The sequence below is a fragment of the Tateyamaria sp. Alg231-49 genome, from assembly GCF_900143535.1.
Taxonomy (GTDB): domain Bacteria; phylum Pseudomonadota; class Alphaproteobacteria; order Rhodobacterales; family Rhodobacteraceae; genus Tateyamaria.
This window is the reverse complement of sequence record NZ_FRFA01000006.1, coordinates 251,134-272,279: the sequence shown is the minus strand read 5'-3', so window position 1 is coordinate 272,279 and position 21,146 is coordinate 251,134. Positions and strand designations below refer to the sequence as shown.

Below are 21,146 nucleotides of genomic sequence, written 5' to 3'. Positions count from 1 at the left end.
CTTATCAAGGATCGCACCCGATTGATAAATCGTCTGCAAACACAAACTCTTGCTCTCGTCAGGCGGCAAACCAAAGCACGGATAGAACAGCTAACGCGTCAGCTGAAGGCATTACAACAAGACATTAACGTAAGGCTGCAAGACTGCCCCAGCCGCGCCCGGGCCAACGCAATTTTACGATCAATCCCGGGCATAGGCGAAGTGGCCGCAGCAACCATTCTGATTGAGATGCCTGAGGTCGGTACTCTTGATAAGAAGAAAGCTGCAAGCCTGACCGGGCTGGCTCCGATGACCCAACAGTCGGGAAAGTGGCGTGGCAAAGCCAGCATTCAAGGGGGCCGAAAGCAGTTGCGCGACGCGCTCTACATGCCTGCTCTCGTCGCTGTAAAACACAACCCCGATATGTGCAAAAAATACCAGAGAATGATCAAACAGGGAAAACCGCAAAAGGTCGCTCTCACAGCAATCATGCGGAAACTCATTGAGCTCGCCAACACATTGGTCAAAGCAGATCGAGAGTGGGTTCAAAACCACGCTTGACCAAGACGGATACTCGAAGCGGCCATTCGCTGCGCGGCACAGATCTCTGCAGGTTCGAAGCCAACACTTACTTCGTGCAGGTGCGTGATCAACCCGCCCTACTTCTCCACCGCGCGCCGTAACCGCCGCACTGATGCCCAGACCAGCACCACCACCGGGACGGTGATCAGCGCGGTCAACAAACCCTTGGAGAACCCCGTTGGCGCTTCCAGTGGATAAAGAAGATAACTGGCCAGCGACACCGCGTAGTAACTAATCGCCACCACAGACAGCCCCTCGACCGTGCGCTGTAGGCGCAATTGCAAATCCGCACGCTTGTCCATGCTTTCCAGCAGGTTCTGGTTCTGGGCTGAGCGCTCCACATCTACACGCGTCCGCAGCAGGTTGGCCGCCCGCACCCCGCGCGCACTCATCGCATCCAACCGGTCCTGTGCAGAGCGTACCGTGCGCATGGCAGGCTGATAGCGCCGTACCATGAACTCGCGAAAGGTCTGACGCCCGTGAAACCGCTCTTCGCGCAGGGCAGCGATCCGCTCCGTCACGATGGCTTCGTAGGCCCATGTGGCCCCAAACCGGAACGACGATTGCGCTGACAGTGTTTCCAACTCCGCCGAGATTTCCAGCAGCGCATCCAGCGTGTCTTCGGCCTTGGAGGTTCCGACAGACATGGACTCGACCAGTTCAGTCAACCGCGTGTCCAGCGCGCCCAGCTGTGCCCCCATGCTACGGACCCGGGCAAAGCCCAGCATCGACATCGACTTGTATGTCTCAATTTCACACAGGCGCTGTACGATCCGGCCCATACGATGTTCACCCGTGCTGGGGCTTGCAAACAAGGCAAAGCGCATGTGTCCGTGCTGATCAATCCGGAAGTCGCCTGCCATGATGGCCGCGTCTTCCAGAACTGAACTGACCGCAAGGCTTTCGGGCACGAACCATTCACGCAGGCGAGTTTGAACTTCGCCCTCCGACCCCCGCTGTTCAACGCGCACAAGGATCGATGTCACCCGTTGGCCCGGAGCCTCTTCCAGCCAGTCTTGCGGGAACGGATCAAAGGCGCGCGGATCAAAAGGGCGCTCTTCGACCCCCTCGGAAAAGATCGTGTAGGTGACAAATTCTGTGTGCTGTTCCCATTTGAGCCAATGCTTGCCGATCTGCCCGTAATAGTGGGTCGCACCGGGCTGTGGATGCTGGGCACCATGCCTATCGAGCAACTTGTGCAAATGTTCCAAGTCCGCGTTGCGGTCGCGGTTGGCGGCCATTTCAGCCTGTTTGAACGCCACATAAGCGGCCGTACTTGGAGCCTGCATCGACGGAAAGGGCCGCGCATGCAATTCGTTTGCCAGTTGGTAGCGTAGCGGGTGATCTTGGACAGGGGACATGACTGCTCCGACTTCTTTTGCAGCGAAATAATCCTAAAACTGCACAAAGCGAAACTATTTTTTATTGTTTTTCAACATGTTAACGGAATACAACGGTATGCAATGGACAATCCCATTTCCAAAGTCCGCGCCTTGCCGCCAAAAGCTGATGGAATTTCATAACCTTCGCGGCAAACGCTCCGCTTGCAGCTCACACTTGGCTGCCCGTTCCGAAAAAATAAATTTTCGCTCACATCGGCAATTTACGCGACGGAAACGGGCTGGTGGTTCATATTACCAAATGTGGCACCAGACAGCGCAAGCCAAAAACGTCGCCACTCACTCACGGAAAAAAAGCACCGCCCCCATTATGGGGGCGGTGCACTTTTCTTAAGGCGCCGACGACAAAGGTCGTCAACACCCTGTATCAGTCAATGATTGGCAGCAGTTTGTCGATGGAGGCTTTGGCGTCGCCATAGAACATCCGCGTGTTGTCCTTGAAGAACAGCGGGTTTTCGATGCCCGAATACCCCGTACCTTGACCACGCTTGGATACGAACACCTGTTTCGCCTTCCAGCATTCCAAAACCGGCATCCCCGCGATGGGCGAGTTTGGATCGTCCTGTGCGGCCGGGTTTACGATGTCGTTCGAGCCGATGACGATGGCGACATCCGTGTCGGGGAAGTCGTCGTTGATCTCGTCCATCTCCAGCACGATGTCGTAGGGCACTTTGGCCTCCGCCAGAAGCACGTTCATGTGCCCGGGCAAACGACCCGCCACCGGGTGGATAGCAAAGCGCACTGTTTTGCCTGCCGCACGCAGTTTGCGCGTCAACTCGGCCACGCCCTGTTGGGCTTGCGCCACCGCCATACCGTAGCCGGGGATGATCACCACGCTGTCCGCCTCGTTCAGGGCGGCGGCGACACCGTCCGCCTCAATAGCGATCTGTTCGCCTTCCACGGCCATCTGCTCGCCCGCAGGGCCGCCAAAGCCGCCCAGGATCACGGACACGAAACTCCGGTTCATTGCCTTACACATGATGTAGGACAGGATCGCACCAGAAGAGCCGACCAGCGCGCCCACAACGATCAACAGATCGTTGCCAAGGGAGAAGCCGATGGCCGCAGCCGCCCAGCCAGAATAGCTGTTCAGCATGGACACCACGACCGGCATATCAGCGCCGCCAATCCCCATGATCAGGTGATAGCCAATAAAGAGCCCCGCCAGCGTCAGCAGAACCAGCGCCCATGACCCGCTACCGCCAAGGTAAACGATCAAAAGCAGCACAGACAGAGCCGCAGCCCCGGCATTCAGCATATGCCCGCCGGGCAGTTTCTTCGCACTGGTGTCGATATTAATTGGCAGTTTCGAAGACGAACCTGCAAGCTTGGCGTAAGCGATCACAGAGCCAGTAAAGGTCACGGCCCCGATCCAGATGCCAAGCACCAGTTCAACGCGCAGAATACCAATCTCAACGCTGGATTTCTTCGCGATAAGCTGTCCAAAGGCTGACAAGCCTTCATAGACCTCTTTGGGCAGTCCAATTGCCTTGACGCCACCTGCGTCCACGGCGCCCATCACAAGGCCCTCAGCTTCATACACACCGCCAATGTAATTGATCATTAGGTCCGCGTTGAAGCCAACAAAGACCGCCGCCAGACCAACCAGCGAGTGCATGATGGCCACCAGTTCGGGCATCTGGGTCATCTCGACCTTGGTGGCGAGTTGATACCCAACTGCTGCGCCGCCAGCGATCAGAACAAGCGAGGCAAACCACAGGCCCGAACCCGGGCCAATCAACGTGGCCAGAACGGCGATGGCCATGCCCACAATGCCGTACCAGACGGCCCGCTTGGCGCTTTCCTGCCCGGACAGACCGCCAAGGCTCAGGATAAAGAGGATGGCTGCGACCACATAGGCCGCAATGGTGAATGCGTTTTCCATAAGTCCCTGCCCCGCCTTAAGATTTCTGGAACATGGCGAGCATACGCCGTGTCACGAGGAAGCCGCCAAAGATGTTGACGGACGCCATGAATATCCCCAAGGCCCCAAGCAACGTTATGAGTAGACTTGACGATCCAACCTGGATCAAAGCCCCCAAGATGATGATGGACGAAATCGCGTTGGTGACCGCCATCAGTGGTGTGTGCAACGAATGCGCCACGTTCCAGATGACCTGGAAGCCAATAAACACGCTCAACACAAAAACGATGAAGTGTTGCATGAAGCTGGCGGGCATACCGGGGATCAATCCCACGCCCAACACGAGGGCTGCACCAACACCCAGCAAAGTGACCTGATTGCGGGTCTGCTGCTTAAAGGCAGCGTCTTCGGCTGCGCGCTTTTCTTCCGCTGTAAGCTCCTTGGCGGGCTCTTTCTTGGGAGCCGCCGCAATGGCCGCCACTTTGGGCGGTGGTGGCGGGAAGGTGACTTCTTTTCCGTGCGCAATGGTGGCGCCCCGGATCACGTCATCTTCCATGTTGTGATTGATTTCGCCGTCTTTTTCCGGCGTCAGGTCCGTCATCAGGTGGCGGATGTTCGTCGCATAAAGGCTGGAGGCCTGCGTCGCCATACGGCTTGGGAAGTCGGTGTAGCCGATGATGGTGACGCCATTGGCCGTCACAATCTTTTCGTCCATCACCGTCAGTTTGCAGTTGCCGCCTTTTTCTGCGGCAAGGTCGACGATGACCGAACCCGGTTTCATCGCTTTGACCATGTCCTCGGTCCACAATTCGGGTGCGTCCCGGTTGGGGATGAGGGCTGTGGTGATCACGATGTCAACTTCGGGGGCCAGTTCACGGAACTTGGCCAGTTGTGCCTCGCGGAATTCAGGGGAAGATACGGAGGCGTATCCACCAGTGGCAGCGCCGTCTGTCTGCTCTTCTTCAAAGTCCAGATAGACGAACTCTGCGCCCATCGATTCAACTTGCTCGGCCACTTCCGGGCGCACGTCAAAGGCGTAGGTGATCGCACCAAGGCTGGTGGATGTCCCGATGGCCGCCAATCCGGCGACACCGGCGCCCACAACCAGCACCTTGGCCGGGGGCACCTTGCCCGCAGCGGTGATCTGACCGGTAAAGAAACGGCCAAAGTTGTTGCCAGCCTCGATGACGGCACGGTAGCCCGCGATATTGGCCATCGAAGACAGCGCATCCATCTTCTGCGCGCGGCTGATACGCGGGATCATCTCCATTGCGACGACGGTCGCGCCTTTCTTGGCGGCGGCCTGCATCTTGTCCTCGTCCGCGACGGGGCTGAAGAATGAAATGAGAGTTTGGTCTGCGCGCAGACGCTTCATTTCGGCGTCATCGGGCACGCGCACCTTGGCGACCACATCAGCGGCCTTCCACAATGCGGCCGCAGTCTTGACCACTTCGACGCCTGCCTCTTTATAGGCTTTGTCGGCAAAACCCGCAGCAGCGCCGGCACCGGCTTCGATCACACAGGTGTGCCCGAGCTTTTGAAGCGCCAAAGCACTTTCAGGCGTCATCGCGACGCGGTGCTCTCCGGCAAAAATCTCTTTTGGTGTCCCGATCTTCATGCGAAGCGCTCTCCCCCTTTGGCAGTCGTGTCCAATAGCTGGCGGCGTTGTACCGCACTGACAGAACGGCATGTGCCGCCCGCGTGTTCAGTTACCGGGACCTGTGCAGAGATACAAGCAGGCGGGAAACATGGCCGCGCAATAATCGCAAAGAATTAGAGCCAACGACGCACTTTGCGTTCGTAAGCAGCAAAATCCGCGCGGAAACTACGGCGCATGCGGTTTTCTTCAGGGACAATGAAATGCCGTTCGATCCACCAAACAAAGATCGGCACCAGCACCAACGAGGCCACGGCATCAAAGCGCAAGATAAACCCAGCGAGGATCAATACGTCGGCAAGGTAGATGGGATTACGGGTCCGTGCGAAAACGCCAGTGGTGATCAACACCGCCGGGGTCTGATGCGGAAGGATGGTGGTCCGCGCCCGGCGAAACGCCAGTGCCGCCGCCAGAATCAAGATAGCGCCCGCGCCGATCATCAGGCCCGCCAAAGCATCCGTCACAGCGCCTTCCAACGTCAGCCCCAAAGGCAACAAGCGCGCCTGCCACCATGCAACGAGGATGGCAAGGACCAGCCAGACCGGGGGAATATCGAAGAGGTTTTTCAATGCCGTGCTCCGCTTACTGTGCGTTGCAACAGAGCATAGCGTGCCGCAAATACGAAAGGAAACGGGGCTTGGGTCACACGCGCCTGATCAGGGCGCAGGATGTGCGCATCTTACGCAACCCTGTTGGGCTGGGGTGCAATCCGCTCCGGTGGCGCCCGTCGATGAGCGGACCCAACCGATGGCTCCGGCACATGTGTGCCGCGCGCAATGGCGCGGTGGATGGATGAGTATGGCCAAGCCTCGGGTCGTTTGATCAGACCTGCCTGCACAGGTGCGCTGAATATCAAATGGCGGTGCGCGGCCAAATCGTCTGCGTCCCTGATTTTATGTTCCCAAAACCGCCGCTGCCAAAGCCCCTTTTCTCCGGGGCGCAGCCGCAATGTGCATGTATCTTTCGGGCCATCCACGGCGCGCGAAAACAGGCTCTTGAGCATCCGCCAGCGCTGCGAAAAATCAGCGTCCCCCTCGGGCAGTGTCCAAAGAGTGTGGATCACGTCGGGAAGCACTACGATTTCATCTATGATGAAAGGGCGTGTTTCGCGTGTCTTTCGAAAGGCTTGGCGCAATACATCAATGTGTCGGATGAATAGATCATCCCCATTCCGTGCGGCACGGGCCGTAAAGAAATAGGAATCAGATTGTGCGGTGGATTGAACATATCTGGCCATGCCAAAAGGCTATGCCAACATGGTTAAAGCAGTGTTAAAGGGCTCAGGCGCTGCGCAGCATCGGGCGGGCACGACGCCCGTCAGCCCAGTCCCGGCAAGCCGAACCAAAGGCTTCAAAAAGAGGCCGGGACACCGGATCCGCCTTGGCGTTCCACTCAGGATGCCATTGCACCGAAAGCGTGAAGCCAGGTGCGCCGTCGATGTAAATCGCCTCGGCTGTCCCGTCTGGGGCATGACCATCCACCACAACACGTGGCCCAGGCGACTTGATCCCCTGCCCGTGCAACGTATTGGTCAAAACCGACTGTGACCCCATCAGTTGATGGAAAACGCCATCTTGCGAAAACTCCACATTGTGGCGCAGGGCAAATTTCTCTTCGAGCGTGCCATCCGGGGGCATGCGGTGATTGTCGCGGCCCGGCAAATCCCGGATCTCAGGGTAAAGCGTGCCACCCATCGCAACATTCACTTCCTGAAACCCACGGCAGATGCCAAGCAGTGGTTGACCCCGCTCGACCAGCGCACGGATCAGCGGCAAGACCACGCGGTCGCGGTTGCGGTCAAAGGCACCGTGGGCCGGCGTTTCTTCTTCGCCATATTCTTCGGGATGCACGTTAGCGCGCCCACCGGTAAAGACAAAACCCGAGCACGCCTCCAACAAATCTGCCAATGGCACTTTTTCCGGGTCCGCGGGCACCATCAGCGGCAAGCCCTCTGCCACTTCGGCAACCGCTGAGACGTTGATCACGCCGGCGGCTTGCACCTCATATTCGTCGTTGATGATGTGCTGGTTCGAAATGATGCCAATAACGGGCCGTACCATGCTGTCCTCATAAGTCGCGCTTTGAGCTAACGTATAAACGGCATGGAAAGGATCGCCTAGTGCGGCTGAGCGCGCAGATCACTGTGCGCTCAGCAGCAAACCGTCAAACGCTTAAATTTCCGCCACAAGGCCAGCCGCAGCGATCCCGGCTTGTGCTGCGGCTGCGTCATTGTCGGACGTATCACCTGTGACGCCAACGGCGCCAACAACAGCACCGCTTGCATCGCGCACCAAAACGCCGCCGGGCACAGGAACCAGCTGACCACCGAACAAACCATTCACAGCGCCCATGAAATAGGCCTGCGCCTCGGCGCGTGCCATTTGGGCCGTTCCCGCCATGCCCAGCATAACGGACCCATACGCCTTGCCATGCGCAATCGCAAAGCGACCCGGTGCTGCACCATCTTCACGTTCAAAGGCCTGAACGTTTCCACCAGCATCCAACACCACCACAGAAAGCGGCTTCAGCCCCATCTCGTGGCCGGTTTCAAGAGTGGCGGCAATCATCGTGCGCGCCTGATCCAATGTAATTCCCATGTCGTCTCCTTACGTGGAACGGGTCAATTCGCGCCCATTCCTTTCTCTTGACTAAAAATACCACGGGGAGCCCGAGGGGCTGGCCCCTCGGTCCCACCGTCTCATCTCTTGCTTACGCCGCCTTGAATTCCAAACGGCGGGCATGCAGCACAGGTTCGGTGTAACCCGACGGCTGCACCCGGCCTTTGATGACCAGATCGCAAGCCGCCTGAAACGCAATCCCGTCAAAACCCGGGGTCATCGGCAGATAGGCCGGGTCAGACGCATTCTGGCGATCCACCACGGCAGCCATCTTCTTCATTGCGGCCATGACCTGCTCTTCGTTAGCGACACCATGGTGCAGCCAGTTCGCCATTGCCTGAGCGCTGATACGGCAGGTCGCGCGGTCTTCCATGAGACCAACGTCATTGATGTCCGGCACTTTGGAACAGCCCACGCCCTGATCGACCCAGCGGACAACGTAGCCAAGGATACCTTGGGCGTTGTTCTCCAACTCGCGCGTGATCTCGGCGTCGGAAAAATTGCGACCCACAGCAACTGGGATCAACAGCAAGTCCTCGAGTTTGCCACGCGGACCACCTGCCTTGATGGCGTCCTGACGCGCCAGCACGTCAACCTTGTGGTAATGCGTGGCGTGCAAAGTGGCCGCCGTTGGCGAAGGCACCCATGCACAGGTCGCGCCCGCTTGGGGGTGGCCAATCTTGGCCTCAAGCATGTCGGCCATCAGGTCCGGCATCGCCCACATACCTTTACCGATCTGCGCGCGCCCTTTCAGACCACATTCCAGACCGATATCGACATTGCGATCCTCATAAGAGGAGATCCATGCCGCCCCTTTCATCTCGCCCTTTGGCACCATAGGCCCCGCTTCCATCGAAGTGTGGATTTCATCGCCGGTACGATCAAGGAAGCCGGTGTTGATAAAGGCCACGCGGGATTTGGCAGCGCGGATGCACTCTTTGAGATTAACAGAGGTGCGGCGTTCCTCATCCATGATGCCCAGCTTGACCGTGTTGGCGGGCAGGCCCAGCACCTTTTCGACGCGCGTGAAAATCTCGTCGGCAAAGGCCACTTCGGTTGGACCATGCATTTTAGGCTTCACCACATAGACCGAGCCCGTGACCGAGTTGCGCAGACCGTCCGTCTTTTGCAGGTCATGCATGGCGATCAATGTCGTCACCATTGCATCCATCAGCCCCTCGCCGATCTCTTTTCCATCGCGGTCCAGAATGGCAGGGTTGCTCATCAGGTGCCCGACATTGCGCACCAGCATCAGGCTGCGGCACTTCACCGAAACAGGCGCGCCATCCGGACCGGTATAGGTGAAATCGTCGTGCATTTTTCGGGTGACAGACTTGCCACCCTTTTCGAATGTTTCTTGCAAATCGCCCTTCATCAGGCCCAGCCAGTTGCCATAGGCCAGCACCTTGTCTTCGGCATCGACCGCGGCAACAGAATCTTCGCAGTCCATGATGGTCGACATAGCTGATTCAAGGTTCACTGTGGCGATCCCGGCGGCATCAGTGCTGCCGATCTGGTTGTCACGGTTGACCAGAACTTCGACCCCGAGACCGTTGTTTTTGAAAAGGAACTTGCCCCAATCCTCAACCGTCGCCGAGCCCACAAATTGGGTTGGGTCAGCAAGACCAACAGACGCCCCCGCCGCACGCAGCACAAGCGCGTTGCCTTCGCGACCAAGATAATCGACGTCAGCCCACTTGGCCCCCGCCAGTGGCACCGCTTCATCCAAAAACGCCTTGGCCCACGCGATGACGCGCGCGCCGCGTGCCGCGTCATATCCCTTGCCTGTCGGCAGGTCGCCCAGCGCGTCCGTGCCATAAAGCGCATCATAAAGACTGCCCCACCGTGCGTTTGCAGCGTTGAGTGCAAAGCGGGCGTTGGTGATCGGTACCACCAACTGTGCGCCGGGGATCGATGCGATTTCCGGGTCCACGTTCTCTGTCTCGATTTCGAAGTCATCGCCTTCCGGCACGAGATAGCCAATTTCCTTCAGAAAATCGGTGTAGGCTGCCGCCTCATGCGGGCTCGCACGGTGCGCGATGTGCCACGCATCAAGTTTGGCCTGCATCTCTTCCCGCTCTGCCAGCAAGGCGCGGTTTTTTGGGCCCAGATCATGTACCAGTGCAGACAACCCTGCCCAAAAGTCAGCCGAGGCGACGCCGGTTCCCGGCAACGCCTGAGTTTCTATAAACTGTGCCAGCGTGTCCGCCACACGTAGCTCTGCCCGTTCAACATAAGTCGCCATTGCATGCTCTCCTGACTTTGGTGTGTTCGTCGATGGGACGATTAGAGAAAAAGTTTCCTATCGTAAACAGCATTGGTCAAATAATTTTACCAAATTTACCGAACTACCCAAAAAACCTCTAAATCGACGTTCAGATCACCCGCGCGCCGCACTGCGACACCGATCCGAGCAATACTTCACCTCATCCCAGACGCGCGCCCACTTCTTGCGCCATGTGAATGGGCGGGCACAGATCGGGCACACCTTTTCCGGTAAGTCAGACTTTTTGCGCATCCGTCCCATGTCAGAAATCAAAACCCATTTGGCGCGTGTCTTTGGCGGGTATGGCGCGCACCTTGCGCGGCCCCGGCGCCCGGTCATTCACGAAATGACCTTGAGGATCTTTACGGCTGGCGTGTTTTTGCACCACGCGCGCCGCTTCGGTGCGAAAGGCGCTGCCCTTGCGCACAGCCCACACTTTTTGGTGGGCCTCCCGCGCGGCCTCGGCCACATCCACAATCGGCATTGGATAATGACAGCCCAAAAGCGACCCGGCCCCCTCCCACGTCCACGGGCTTTGCAGATGCGCATCCGGCACATCCACCAGTTCGGGGCACCAACGGCGCGTGAATGCACCTGACGGGTCCTGATCCCTGCCTTGTTTAACCGGGTTGTAAATGCGCACCGTGTTCATGCCAGTGGTCCCGGACTGCATCTGCACCTGCGGCCAGTGAATACCGGGTTCAAAATCGGTGAACTGACGTGCCAGATGCAGTCCGGTCACACGCCAGTCCAGCCACAGATGGTATGAGGCCACCGCCATCAACATCGAGCGCATTCGAAAATTCATCCATCCCGTCGCGGCCAGATAGCGCATGCACGCATCAACAAAGGGAATGCCGGTTTCTCCCTTTTCCCATGCAGCCAACCGCTCGGAATCCGGCATGCGCGGGCGCAGCCCTTCGTAGGCGCGGTGCAAACAGTGGGACTCCAGTCCCGGCTCATCCTCAAGCTTTTGCGTGAAATGATCGCGCCAAGCGAGCCGAGCCTGAAACGACTTAAGCGACCCGCCCCATCCCGTGCGTGTTCCCTTGACGGCGCGTTGGCGCGCAGCGGTGGCTTGCGATGTTTCGCGTCCCGACAGGCACCCAAAAGCCAGATAAGGGGACAGACGCGAACAAGACCATTCGCCCGTAACAGGCGAGGACATATCGCGGCGATAGGTCTGCCCGCGCGTTTCGAGGAATGAAGTCAGCAGGGCCTCACCCGCACTCCGTCCGCCCATTTGTCTTTCGGGGCAGTGATCGTGTGGGACAAGATCGGGAACAGGATCGGACAGCAAGGACGGCCCACTCAGCGACTTTGGGTCAGCCGCTACAGGCTGGCGCAAATATGCGTTGCGCTGTTTGGCCCAACCATCACGTCCATTGAGACGGCGCACGACGCCCGACTGCGCCAGCTCTTCCCACACAACACTATGCGCCCCGCACCACGCAGCCACATCGCGGTCGCGCGCATAGGTCCAGGCGTTGCCCGTCTCTTCGTGGCTGATCAGCCGATCAAAGGCGGGCAGACTGCCCAAGACGTCACCCACCCGCCCCACGCGCACCACCAGCGGCACACCCAAAGCAGACAGCGCCGTGCCCAGCTCGGCCACGCTTTCACGCACAAAGGCAAATTGTCGGCCAGACACATCAGGTTCGGCCCAATATTCAGGCTCAAACACATACAGAGGGATCACATCACCACACGCCGTGGCCCGCGCCAGCGCCGGGTGATCGTGCACCCGTAAATCCCGTTTGAACCACAGTACTGTTGTCATGGGTCACCAGTTAATCGGACTTGCTCAACTGTCAAAGGCTGCGCGCTTCTGGGTTAATCCCGTCTGGGCTCCAACACCGCTTGAAGCACTGACGCCGCAGCACTACCCTCATGTCGAAACTCCTTCCCACCAAAGGCGGCCCCCATATGCGCGATGCGTCCCCCCAAACGATCTACCTCAAGGACTACGCCCCCTTCGGCTTTGCCGTTCAGGACGTGCACCTTACCTTTGATCTGGCGCCATCCGCCACGCGCGTGACGGCGCGTATCCGATTTGTACCCGACCGCGCAGCCGCGGATCGCACCTTCTTTCTGCACGGTGAAAACCTGTCGCTGATCTCTGCCAAGATCGACGGTGAATCCGTCAAACCCACACTCACAGATGAGGGGCTGACCTGCGACGTGCCGGACATGCCCTTTACGTGGGAGGCCGAGGTGCAGATTGATCCAGCGGGCAACACAGCGCTCGAAGGGCTTTATCTGTCCAACGGTATGTACTGCACTCAATGCGAGGCCGAAGGGTTTCGCAAAATCACCTACTACCCCGACCGCCCAGACGTGATGAGTACATTCACGGTTCGCATCAACGGTCCCCATGGCACGCTCCTGAGCAACGGGAACCCCGTGGCGGCAGGCGATGGCTGGGCCGAATGGCACGATCCGTGGCCCAAGCCCGCTTACCTCTTTGCGCTGGTGGCAGGCGAGTTGATCGCCCATCGCGACACCTTCACCACGATGGAAGGACGCAAGGTCGACCTCGCCCTTTACGTGCGCCCCGGTGACGAGGGCAAATGCGCCTTTGGGATGCAAGCGCTGAAAGATTCGATGGTCTGGGATGAAAAGGTCTATGGCCGTCCTTACGATCTCGATGTGTTCAACATCGTGGCTGTGGACGACTTCAATATGGGCGCGATGGAGAACAAAGGGCTCAACATCTTTAATGCCTCTGCGGTCCTGGCCAGCCCGGAAACCTCGACAGACGGAAATTTTGAACGGATCGAAGCGATCATCGCTCACGAGTATTTCCACAACTGGACCGGCAACCGGATCACGTGCCGTGACTGGTTTCAACTGTGCCTGAAAGAAGGGCTGACCGTCTTTCGCGACAGCCAGTTCACCGCCGATATGCGCTCGGCCCCGGTAAAACGGATTTCGGACGTCATCGACCTGCGCGCCCGCCAGTTCCCCGAAGATCAGGGGCCATTGGCGCATCCGGTCCGTCCCGAGAGTTTTCAGGAGATCAACAACTTCTACACCGCGACGATCTACGAAAAGGGTGCCGAAGTCATCGCGATGCTCAAAACCCTCGTCGGCGATGACGCTTATGCCAAGGCACTCGACCTCTACTTTGAACGCCACGACGGGCAGGCTTGCACGATCGAGGACTGGCTCAAGGTGTTTGAGGATGCGACCGGGCGCGACCTGAGTCAGTTCCAGCGTTGGTACGCGCAGGCGGGCACGCCGCATGTGGCAGTGTCCGAGGCGTTTGCCGATGGAACCTATACCCTAGAGTTCACCCAAAGCACGCCGCCCTCCGCGACCACACCCGACCCTGCCCCGCTTGTCATCCCGATCGCCGTTGGCCTGATCGCACCTGATGGGTCCGAAGCGATGCCGACCCAAATCCTCGAACTGACCCAAGCCTCGCAGACCTTCACCTTTCCCAGTCTGAACGCAAAACCGGTGCCATCGATCCTGCGCGGGTTCTCCGCCCCAGTCGTGCTGGACCACGACGCCGATCACGCCTTCTTGCTGGCCCACGACACCGACCCGTTCAATCGATGGGAAGCAGCACGCAGTCTGGCGCGTACATCTTTGATGAACACGATCCTGAAAGGGACGGCACCGGATCCGGCTTGGATCAACGGAATCGCCAGCGTGATGCGGGACGACACGCTTGACCCGGCCTATCGCGCGCTGATGTTGGGGCTACCGGGTCAATCCGAACTTGCCGCTGAAATTCAACGCGCAGGACACATCCCCGATCCGGACGCGATCTGGGTCGCAGTGAACACCCTGAAACAGGCATTGTCTGACAAAATCAGCGATGAACTGCCAGCGATGTACGCCGCCTATCAGGTCACAGCACCCTATGCCCCGGACGCCGCTCAATCCGGTATGCGCGCCTTTGGCAACGCCATACTTTCGCTGATCACGCGTCAGGACGGCGGTGATCAGGCGCAGGCGCAATACGACGCGGCCGACAATATGACCCAGCAGCTAAGCGCTCTGGCCAACCTGATCCGGGCCGGACGCGGCGATGCAGCCCTGTCCCAGTTCGAGGCGCAGTGGAAGGATGACCGGCTGGTCATGGACAAATGGTACGGCCTGCAAGTGATGGAGGCCAAACCCGATGACGCCGCCGACACCGCAAAGGCGCTGACCAAACATGCAGGCTTCAACTGGAAAAACCCCAACCGGTTCCGCGCCACACTTGGTGCGCTTGCCGCGCATCACGCAGGCTTTCACGCCAAAGACGGGTCAGGCTACGCCCTGCTGGCGGACTGGCTGATCACACTCGATCCGGTGAACCCACAAACCACAGCGCGCATGTGTTCGGCCTTTCAGACGTGGCGGCGCTATGATGCAATCCGCCAATCCATGATCAGCAAGGAACTTGACCGGATCGCCAGCACACCTGACCTCAGCCGCGACACAACCGAAATGATCACGCGGATCAGAGAGGCGTAAGCGCCTCTCACACCTTTTCCTGCTTTATCTTGCAACGTACACTTCTGGCAGCGCGAGGGGCTGCCCCCTCGCTCCCACACCTTTGGAATCGCCACCCATGGACTTCTTTGACGCCACCGTCCCACCGCTGAAACGGCTTGCTAAAACCGTGCCCCGGCTGATTGCGCGCTTAGAAACCGAAGATCCGATTTCCGCGCGCCTGACACCTGACAGCTTTACCGCCGGAGAACACTTCTGTTGCGCACTTGGGTTTGTGGCGCGGACGATCCTGCCGCTTGTGGGGCGCGACATCCCAGAACTGCCATTTGACAATGATCCCGGACTGATCGTGGCGCTGTCCGAAGATATGACGTTCCTTCTTCAGTCCGTCTCACGCCATGATTTCCACGACGCAGAACATCGCGAGATCACCCATAATGCTGGCGAAGCGACATTGACCCAAAACGGCAAAGACTATGCACTCCTCTTTGCGCTACCAAATGCGCAGTTCCACCTGACGCTTGGCTATGCCACGTTGCGCCACGCAGGCGCGAATGTGGGCAAAGGCGATCTGGATGGCTTCCACCTCTATACGTCCACACCAACGCACCACTAAGACATAAGGTTATATTTCATGACACAACGCCCCATCTGCCTGATCACAGGTGCCTCCGCCGGAATAGGCGCCGCCTGCGCGCGGCTGGCGGCCCCTGACTATGACCTCGTTCTGAATTACCGCAGCAACCAAAGCGCGGCCGAGGCCGTAAAAGCCGAAGCCGAAGCATTGGGCGCGCGCGCCATACTGGCACAAGGGGATGTCGCTGACCCCGAAGACATCGCAGCCATATATAAGGTGGTCGACGATGGGTTTGGCCGCATCGACGTGCTGATCAACAACGCAGGGATCGTTGACCAGACCGCCAAAGTCACTGAAATGACCCATGCCCGCCTGACCCGGATGATGAACGTCAACGTCATCGGTGCAATGTTGGTCGCCAAAGAAGCAGTGATGCGTATGCAGGCACAGGGCGACGGCGGAGCGATCATAAACATCTCATCTGCTGCCGCACGGCTGGGATCAGCCAACCAATATGTGGATTATGCAGCCTCAAAGGCCGCCATCGACATCTTTACCAAGGGGCTGTCAGATGAAGTCGCAGGCGACAACATTCGCGTCATGTCTATCCGCCCCGGCCTGATCGACACCGAAATCCACGCCAAAGGGGGCGAACCTGGCCGTGCGCAACGGCTGGCCCACATGGTGCCAATGAAACGGGAAGGCTCTGCTGAAGAGGTCGCACGCGCAATCCTGTGGCTTGCTTCGCCAGATGCCAGTTACGTGACAGGCTCAACGCTCGACGTCACGGGTGGCCGCTGAGGGGCGCATGACACCTTACAGCTTTGAGACAAGCGGGCGAAATCGCAAGACGCTGATGGCGCTTGTGATTGTCTGGGCCCTCATCATCACAGCTGTGCTCACGATCGATGCGTCGCTCTGGCTGGCCGGACTTATCGGCCTGTGCACCTTGCCTGCAGCATACGACCTGATTGTGGGGCGCCGTTCTGGGGTCGCGCTCGACACAGACGGGCTGCGCTGGTTTGCAGGCAAACGCACAGGCGAGATCACGTGGGACAAGATCAGCCACATGCGGCTCGACACCCGCCTCGACTTTTCGGTCCGCGCCAGTGCCGTGCTGGTATCAGGCCGCAAGGTGCGCCTGCCACTGGAGGCCACGCCTCAGGCCGACACGTTCGAAAAAGTATTGAAAGAGCGCGACATCAAGGTCGAACGTCACCACTTTTCGCTATTGGGATAGAGGCGGGGGTGATTTGATGCGGAAGACCTGTCTGCGCGTCAGGATGATTATCCGTCAAAACATCGTATTTACTGTCGAATGCGCCGTTCAGTCAGAGGCCAAACGTACTGGCCGCAATACTGGGCGCGTGGTTGCAAGCGGTGTGCAATAGCTTTGACGCCGCAACCAGCCCGCCATGTCTGTACGCTTGGACCGGCTGCGCATGGGCCCCCAATCGGCCGCAACACCGCGCCCGCCGGGCGCATAGATTACTCCGTCACGCGGCACAGTCACCGCCATGATACGCGCCGCACAACTCAGATTGGCGGCCCCGCTTTTGAGGGCAGACCCAGAACCGGCATTGCAGCCATACCCGCGCGCAGTGGCAGGCGAAATCTGCAACAAACCGAACCATTTCCCACCGCCTCCAACAGCACGCTGATTATAAGTGCTTTCGAATTTGGCCAGAGCGGACATGAACCCAAGCCAGAAACTACGGCGCTGCTCGTCCGTTGCGTCCGGATAAAGAGGACACCACGCCCCAATATCCTTGGGCACTTCTTCAACCAGCGCCACTGCATGGGTTTTTAGCGCACTCAGGGCGGCATGGTTCCATAGCATATGGTCTTGTTTGCCGCTCCAGCGGGTGGCAGGCATATCGTGCTCTCGGAGTCGGGGCCGGACATCGGCAAGGCCAGGCTGTGCATCAGAAGTCATTGTTTCTACTTCAGACTGCAATCCATCAGCAGCCTGAACGCTCGCCTCGGCGCGCACAATGGATGGCACCGAAACACTCACCGCTCCGACGGCTGTACAAATCACAAAAAGGGCCCGGCTCAAAAACATGCGCGCGACTATGAACGGGCCGTTTGCCTCGTGTCCAGCAAAGGGCATTTTTGAGCGGCATTTGACCTGTCTTGGGCAACAATCCACCGATTTCGATCAAATTGTCACGTTTATGGGAAAATCCACCGCCAAATCTCCACTGAAGAAGCGCGAACATGTCCCGCCACCGCCCTGTTTGTGACCCAATCGACTGCCATCTATTCAGGTGTAACAAGTACGGATTTAACAATGGCACTGGCATCACGCCTCATGGCACCAATCGCGCACATGCGCACCAAACTCAAATCACAACGTATGGAAATGGCGCATGATGGCGTGATGCAGCCGGTGAATGCCGCGCATCCTGTGCCTCAGCCCTGCGCAGCGGCGCCCAAGCCGCTCAAAGCAGCGTTGACCATCCCCTGCCCCGATCCCACAGCCGAAGAGCGCGCCCGTGACGTCCACCAAATGCGGGGTCAGAAACTGGCCCGCCTCGAAGACTGGGACAAGCTGACAGCAGAGATTGCGGCCGCCGATGCCGCGCGCCTTAAGACACCTGGCGGGATGCCGGTCGCCGAAATCCTCGCATATGGCGCGCGAAATGATGTGGTCAACGCGGTAGAGCACGCTCTGATGAACGGGCGTCCGGCGCATGATGCACCCTTGTTGGCTGGGATCGAGGCGCTTGAACATGTTTTGTCCGAAGATCCGAAAAACCCGGCTCTTGCGTCTATTGTGGCGTTGGCGCACGTGGATCTGGGGTGGGCCTGGCGCGGGACTGCGTGGAAAATCGAAGTGCCCGCACGCAATCTTGAGGCCTTCAGCGCGCATTTTGATCGTGCCGACAGCATTCTGTCCGACTTTGACGCAACCAGCCTCAATTCCCCGCTTGTAGCAGCGGCCAAATGCGCTCTGAGCGCTTCGCGCACTCTGTCTCCTCGTCAGGTCGCACAACAGTTTGAAACCTGGATCGATCTTGATCCACGCAATGGGCGCGCCTACCGCGCCTTTGGCGCACAGTTGCTGCCGCGCTGGAACGGTTCCTATGACCAGCTAGAGCTAGAGGCACGCCGCACCGCAGGCCGTATGCATGATGTCTGGGGCGCAGGTGCCTATGCGTGGACAATGTTCGACGCGATCTCAAGCGACACCGCAGCATGCGCGCTTGTCGATCTGGATTTCTTTCTGGATGGGTTGCGCGACATCCTGCGCCACACCAGTGACCAGCATACCGTCAATCTGCTCTTGGCCTATTGCGCCAACACGATGGGCGCGACACAGACCGGCAATAACGAGGCCGATTATGTGCGCGCTCAAATTGCGCAGGCCGCAGACTGGATCGTACGCGAACACCTGACCGAACTGCACCCGATGCTGTGGGCCCACGCCGCACGCGGCTTTGACAACGCCCTGCGCGTGCGCAGCGCCGAGCGCTTCGCGGCCTCGGGCCATTCGGACGCGATGCATTTCCTGCGCAGCGTTTTCCGTCGGGAGTTGTCCTCGGGCAAACACGTCGTGTTTTCGCAGGGTGGTCTTGAAGCTGTGGGATGACAGAACGGCGCACCGGCATCAGACAGACGCCAGCTTGCGCGCCGCCCCAGCAAGCAATGCTCGCGAGTAATGTTTATGCGCGCCCAAAAGGCTGTGAAACACTGGCCCAAGGGTCAGCTTACCGCCCCGCCCTCGCGCTGGCACCACAACTGAACCAAAACGTAACATGCCGTCCCCAGCCTGAAGCCATGAACACGTGCGCCCACCCTTTTGCACAAGCAATACTTGGTCGTTTCGCCGCTCGCTGACCTCCCAAACGGCAAACTGGGTGGTCAGGCCTTGCGCCAAGGCTGTCACATCAGCATCGGTTGACCGCGCACCCGCCACCAACCCCAACACGAAACGTTCTGCACGAAACAGCCGTTGCGTATAAAAAGCGGTGATGAAACGAGGCAATGTAACGGAGCGATCGCACGAAACTTCGAAACAGTCCGTGTAATGCGCCTCGAGGTGCGCATAGGGCGCGATCAGACTGCCTTGAGGCAAAGCGGTTTGCGTTATCATCATGCCCCGCATCATGGCACATGTACGCGACGTGCAAACCCGCGCAATCGTCGCGCCCCCCTTGCAGCGCATCTTGGGCTGATCTATTCCCGCATCAGCACCCTTACCCACGGATAGAACCGATGCTGGACCTGACCTACGAGACCCCCAAAATCAAAACCATTGCCGGGGCCAAGCACGATTGGGAGCTGGTGATCGGGATGGAGGTGCACGCGCAAATCTCCTCGAACGCCAAACTGTTTTCCGGGGCTTCGACCACCTTTGGCGCTGAACCCAATTCAAACGTTGCCTTTGTGGACGCAGCGATGCCCGGCATGCTGCCCGTCATCAACGAATTCTGCGTCGAGCAAGCAGTGCGCACAGGACTGGGGCTCAAGGCAGCAATCAACCTGACCTCGGCTTTTGACCGAAAGAACTACTTTTACCCAGACTTGCCCCAAGGCTACCAGATTTCCCAGCTTTACCACCCCATCGTGGGCGAAGGTGAAGTGCTGGTTGAAATGGGCCCCGGCCCTGATCTGGGCAAAAAGCGTCTGGTGCGGATCGAACGCATCCACATGGAACAGGACGCAGGCAAATCGATCCACGACATGGATCCCAACATGTCCTTTGTCGACCTCAACCGCACAGGCGTCGCGCTGATGGAAATCGTGTCGCGCCCTGACATCCGTGGCCCAGAAGAGGCCGCCGCCTACATCACCAAACTGCGTCAGATCCTGCGCTATCTCGGGACGTGTGACGGTAACATGCAAAACGGTAACCTGCGCGCAGATGTGAACGTGTCGATCTGCCTGCCCGGTCAGTATGAAAAGTATCAGGAAACGCAGGACTTTTCCCATCTCGGCACGCGCTGCGAGATCAAGAACATGAACTCGATGCGCTTTATCCAGCAGGCGATCGAGGTCGAAGCACGCCGCCAAATCGCCATTGTTGAAGGCGGCGGAGAGGTCGATCAGGAAACGCGCCTTTATGATCCGGACAAGGGCGAAACGCGGTCCATGCGCTCCAAAGAAGAAGCGCATGACTATCGCTATTTCCCCGACCCCGATCTGCTGCCGTTGGAAATCGAACAAGGCTGGGTTGATGACATCGCAGCCTCCCTGCCCGAACTGCCGGACGCCAAAAAAGCGCGGTTCATGGCTGATTTCGGGCTGACAGACTATGACGCATCCGTTCTGACGGCCGAGGTCGACACAGCCGCCTATTTTGAGGCCGTGGCTGCAGGCCGCGACGGCAAGGCAACGGCGAACTGGGTAATCAATGAGCTCTTTGGACGACTGAAAAAGGACGACCGCGACATCACGGAAAGCCCGGTCAGCCCAGCGCAACTTGGTGGCATCGTAGACCTGATCGCCAAGGGAGACATTTCGGGCAAGATCGCCAAGGATCTGTTCGAAATCATCTACACGGACGGTGGTGACCCTGCCGAAGTTGTCGAAGCGCGCGGCATGAAACAGGTGACCGACACTGGCGCTATTGAAGCCGCCGTTGACGAGATCATCGCCGCGAACCCTGCACAGGTCGAAAAGGCACGCGAAAACCCGAAACTTGCGGGTTGGTTTGTGGGTCAGGTGATGAAAGCCACGGGCGGCAAGGCCAACCCCAAGGCAGTGAACGAGATAGTTGCGGGCAAGCTCGGACTTTAGACTCGGCAG

General features: G+C 58.7%; 19 protein-coding genes. 7 read left to right on the top strand and 12 right to left on the bottom strand.

Features of this window, described 5'->3' with window-relative positions; all coding sequences use genetic code 11:
• On the top strand, positions 1–540 hold a 540-nt coding region (locus DHN60_RS11960; RefSeq protein WP_159089198.1), incomplete at its 5' end, for a transposase.
• Between the two features lie 98 nt (positions 541–638).
• On the opposite strand, the gene DHN60_RS11955 is transcribed toward DHN60_RS11960, so the two are convergent.
• The 10 genes from DHN60_RS11955 to DHN60_RS11910 form a co-directional block, all read right to left on the bottom strand.
• Entirely contained in the window at positions 639–1,922 is a 1,284-nt protein-coding gene (locus DHN60_RS11955) for a DUF3422 family protein (protein ID WP_108837525.1), read from the bottom strand.
• Positions 1,923–2,328: 406 nt separating this feature from the next.
• The gene (locus DHN60_RS11950; RefSeq protein WP_108837524.1) at positions 2,329–3,846 is read right to left on the bottom strand and encodes an NAD(P)(+) transhydrogenase (Re/Si-specific) subunit beta; all 1,518 of its coding nucleotides are present in this window, start codon (positions 3,844–3,846) and stop codon (positions 2,329–2,331) included.
• Between the two features lie 16 nt (positions 3,847–3,862).
• Complete coding sequence (locus DHN60_RS11945; RefSeq protein WP_108837523.1) at positions 3,863–5,443, bottom strand: Re/Si-specific NAD(P)(+) transhydrogenase subunit alpha; 1,581 nt, start codon at positions 5,441–5,443, stop codon at positions 3,863–3,865.
• Positions 5,444–5,598: 155 nt separating this feature from the next.
• A complete protein-coding gene (locus DHN60_RS11940) occupies positions 5,599–6,051 on the bottom strand; it encodes an isoprenylcysteine carboxylmethyltransferase family protein (protein WP_234423618.1) in 453 nt (150 codons plus the stop codon).
• 110 nt (positions 6,052–6,161) lie between these two features.
• Positions 6,162–6,719, bottom strand: a complete 558-nt coding sequence (locus DHN60_RS11935) for a transposase (protein WP_108837522.1) — start codon at positions 6,717–6,719, stop codon at positions 6,162–6,164.
• 43 nt (positions 6,720–6,762) lie between these two features.
• Positions 6,763–7,542: a gamma-glutamyl-gamma-aminobutyrate hydrolase family protein gene (locus tag DHN60_RS11930; protein WP_108837521.1), complete on the bottom strand. Its 780-nt coding sequence runs from the start codon at positions 7,540–7,542 to the stop codon at positions 6,763–6,765.
• Between the two features lie 111 nt (positions 7,543–7,653).
• On the bottom strand, positions 7,654–8,079 hold the full coding sequence (locus tag DHN60_RS11925; protein ID WP_108837520.1) for a heme-binding protein: 426 nt from the start codon (positions 8,077–8,079) through the stop codon (positions 7,654–7,656).
• A 112-nt stretch (positions 8,080–8,191) separates the two neighbouring features.
• Positions 8,192–10,345 carry a malate synthase G gene (locus DHN60_RS11920; protein WP_108837519.1) on the bottom strand — a complete coding sequence of 718 codons (2,154 nt, stop codon included), beginning with the start codon at positions 10,343–10,345 and terminating at the stop codon, positions 8,192–8,194.
• 135 nt (positions 10,346–10,480) lie between these two features.
• Positions 10,481–10,627 carry a DUF2256 domain-containing protein gene (locus tag DHN60_RS11915; protein WP_108837518.1) on the bottom strand — a complete coding sequence of 49 codons (147 nt, stop codon included), beginning with the start codon at positions 10,625–10,627 and terminating at the stop codon, positions 10,481–10,483.
• A gap of 1 nt (position 10,628) precedes the next feature.
• Positions 10,629–12,146, bottom strand: a complete 1,518-nt coding sequence (locus DHN60_RS11910) for an FAD-binding domain-containing protein (protein WP_108837517.1) — start codon at positions 12,144–12,146, stop codon at positions 10,629–10,631.
• Positions 12,147–12,292: 146 nt separating this feature from the next.
• Between DHN60_RS11910 and pepN the strand changes: the two genes are divergently transcribed.
• From pepN to DHN60_RS11890, 4 genes are all read left to right on the top strand, one after another.
• Positions 12,293–14,836, top strand: a complete 2,544-nt coding sequence (gene pepN, locus DHN60_RS11905; protein WP_108837558.1) for an aminopeptidase N — start codon at positions 12,293–12,295, stop codon at positions 14,834–14,836.
• 97 nt (positions 14,837–14,933) lie between these two features.
• A complete protein-coding gene (locus DHN60_RS11900; protein ID WP_108837516.1) occupies positions 14,934–15,431 on the top strand; it encodes a DUF1993 family protein in 498 nt (165 codons plus the stop codon).
• Positions 15,432–15,449: 18 nt separating this feature from the next.
• Positions 15,450–16,193, top strand: a complete 744-nt coding sequence (locus tag DHN60_RS11895; RefSeq protein ID WP_108837515.1) for an SDR family oxidoreductase — start codon at positions 15,450–15,452, stop codon at positions 16,191–16,193.
• A gap of 7 nt (positions 16,194–16,200) precedes the next feature.
• Entirely contained in the window at positions 16,201–16,632 is a 432-nt protein-coding gene (locus DHN60_RS11890) for a hypothetical protein (RefSeq protein WP_159089197.1), read from the top strand.
• An 87-nt stretch (positions 16,633–16,719) separates the two neighbouring features.
• Here the strand turns inward: DHN60_RS11890 and DHN60_RS11885 are convergent, their stop codons facing one another.
• Positions 16,720–17,505, bottom strand: a complete 786-nt coding sequence (locus DHN60_RS11885; RefSeq protein ID WP_234423617.1) for a transglycosylase SLT domain-containing protein — start codon at positions 17,503–17,505, stop codon at positions 16,720–16,722.
• Between the two features lie 219 nt (positions 17,506–17,724).
• Between DHN60_RS11885 and DHN60_RS11880 the strand changes: the two genes are divergently transcribed.
• Positions 17,725–18,987: a hypothetical protein gene (locus DHN60_RS11880; protein ID WP_234423616.1), complete on the top strand. Its 1,263-nt coding sequence runs from the start codon at positions 17,725–17,727 to the stop codon at positions 18,985–18,987.
• Positions 18,988–19,005: 18 nt separating this feature from the next.
• Here DHN60_RS11880 and DHN60_RS11875 read toward each other — a convergent pair whose 3' ends face one another.
• Positions 19,006–19,494, bottom strand: coding sequence for a hypothetical protein (locus DHN60_RS11875; protein WP_159089196.1), 489 nt, complete (start codon positions 19,492–19,494; stop codon positions 19,006–19,008).
• A gap of 119 nt (positions 19,495–19,613) precedes the next feature.
• On the opposite strand from DHN60_RS11875, the gene gatB reads away from it, so the two are divergent.
• A complete protein-coding gene (gene gatB / locus DHN60_RS11870) occupies positions 19,614–21,137 on the top strand; it encodes an Asp-tRNA(Asn)/Glu-tRNA(Gln) amidotransferase subunit GatB (protein WP_108837511.1) in 1,524 nt (507 codons plus the stop codon).
• The last annotated feature ends 9 nt before the right edge of the window (positions 21,138–21,146 follow it).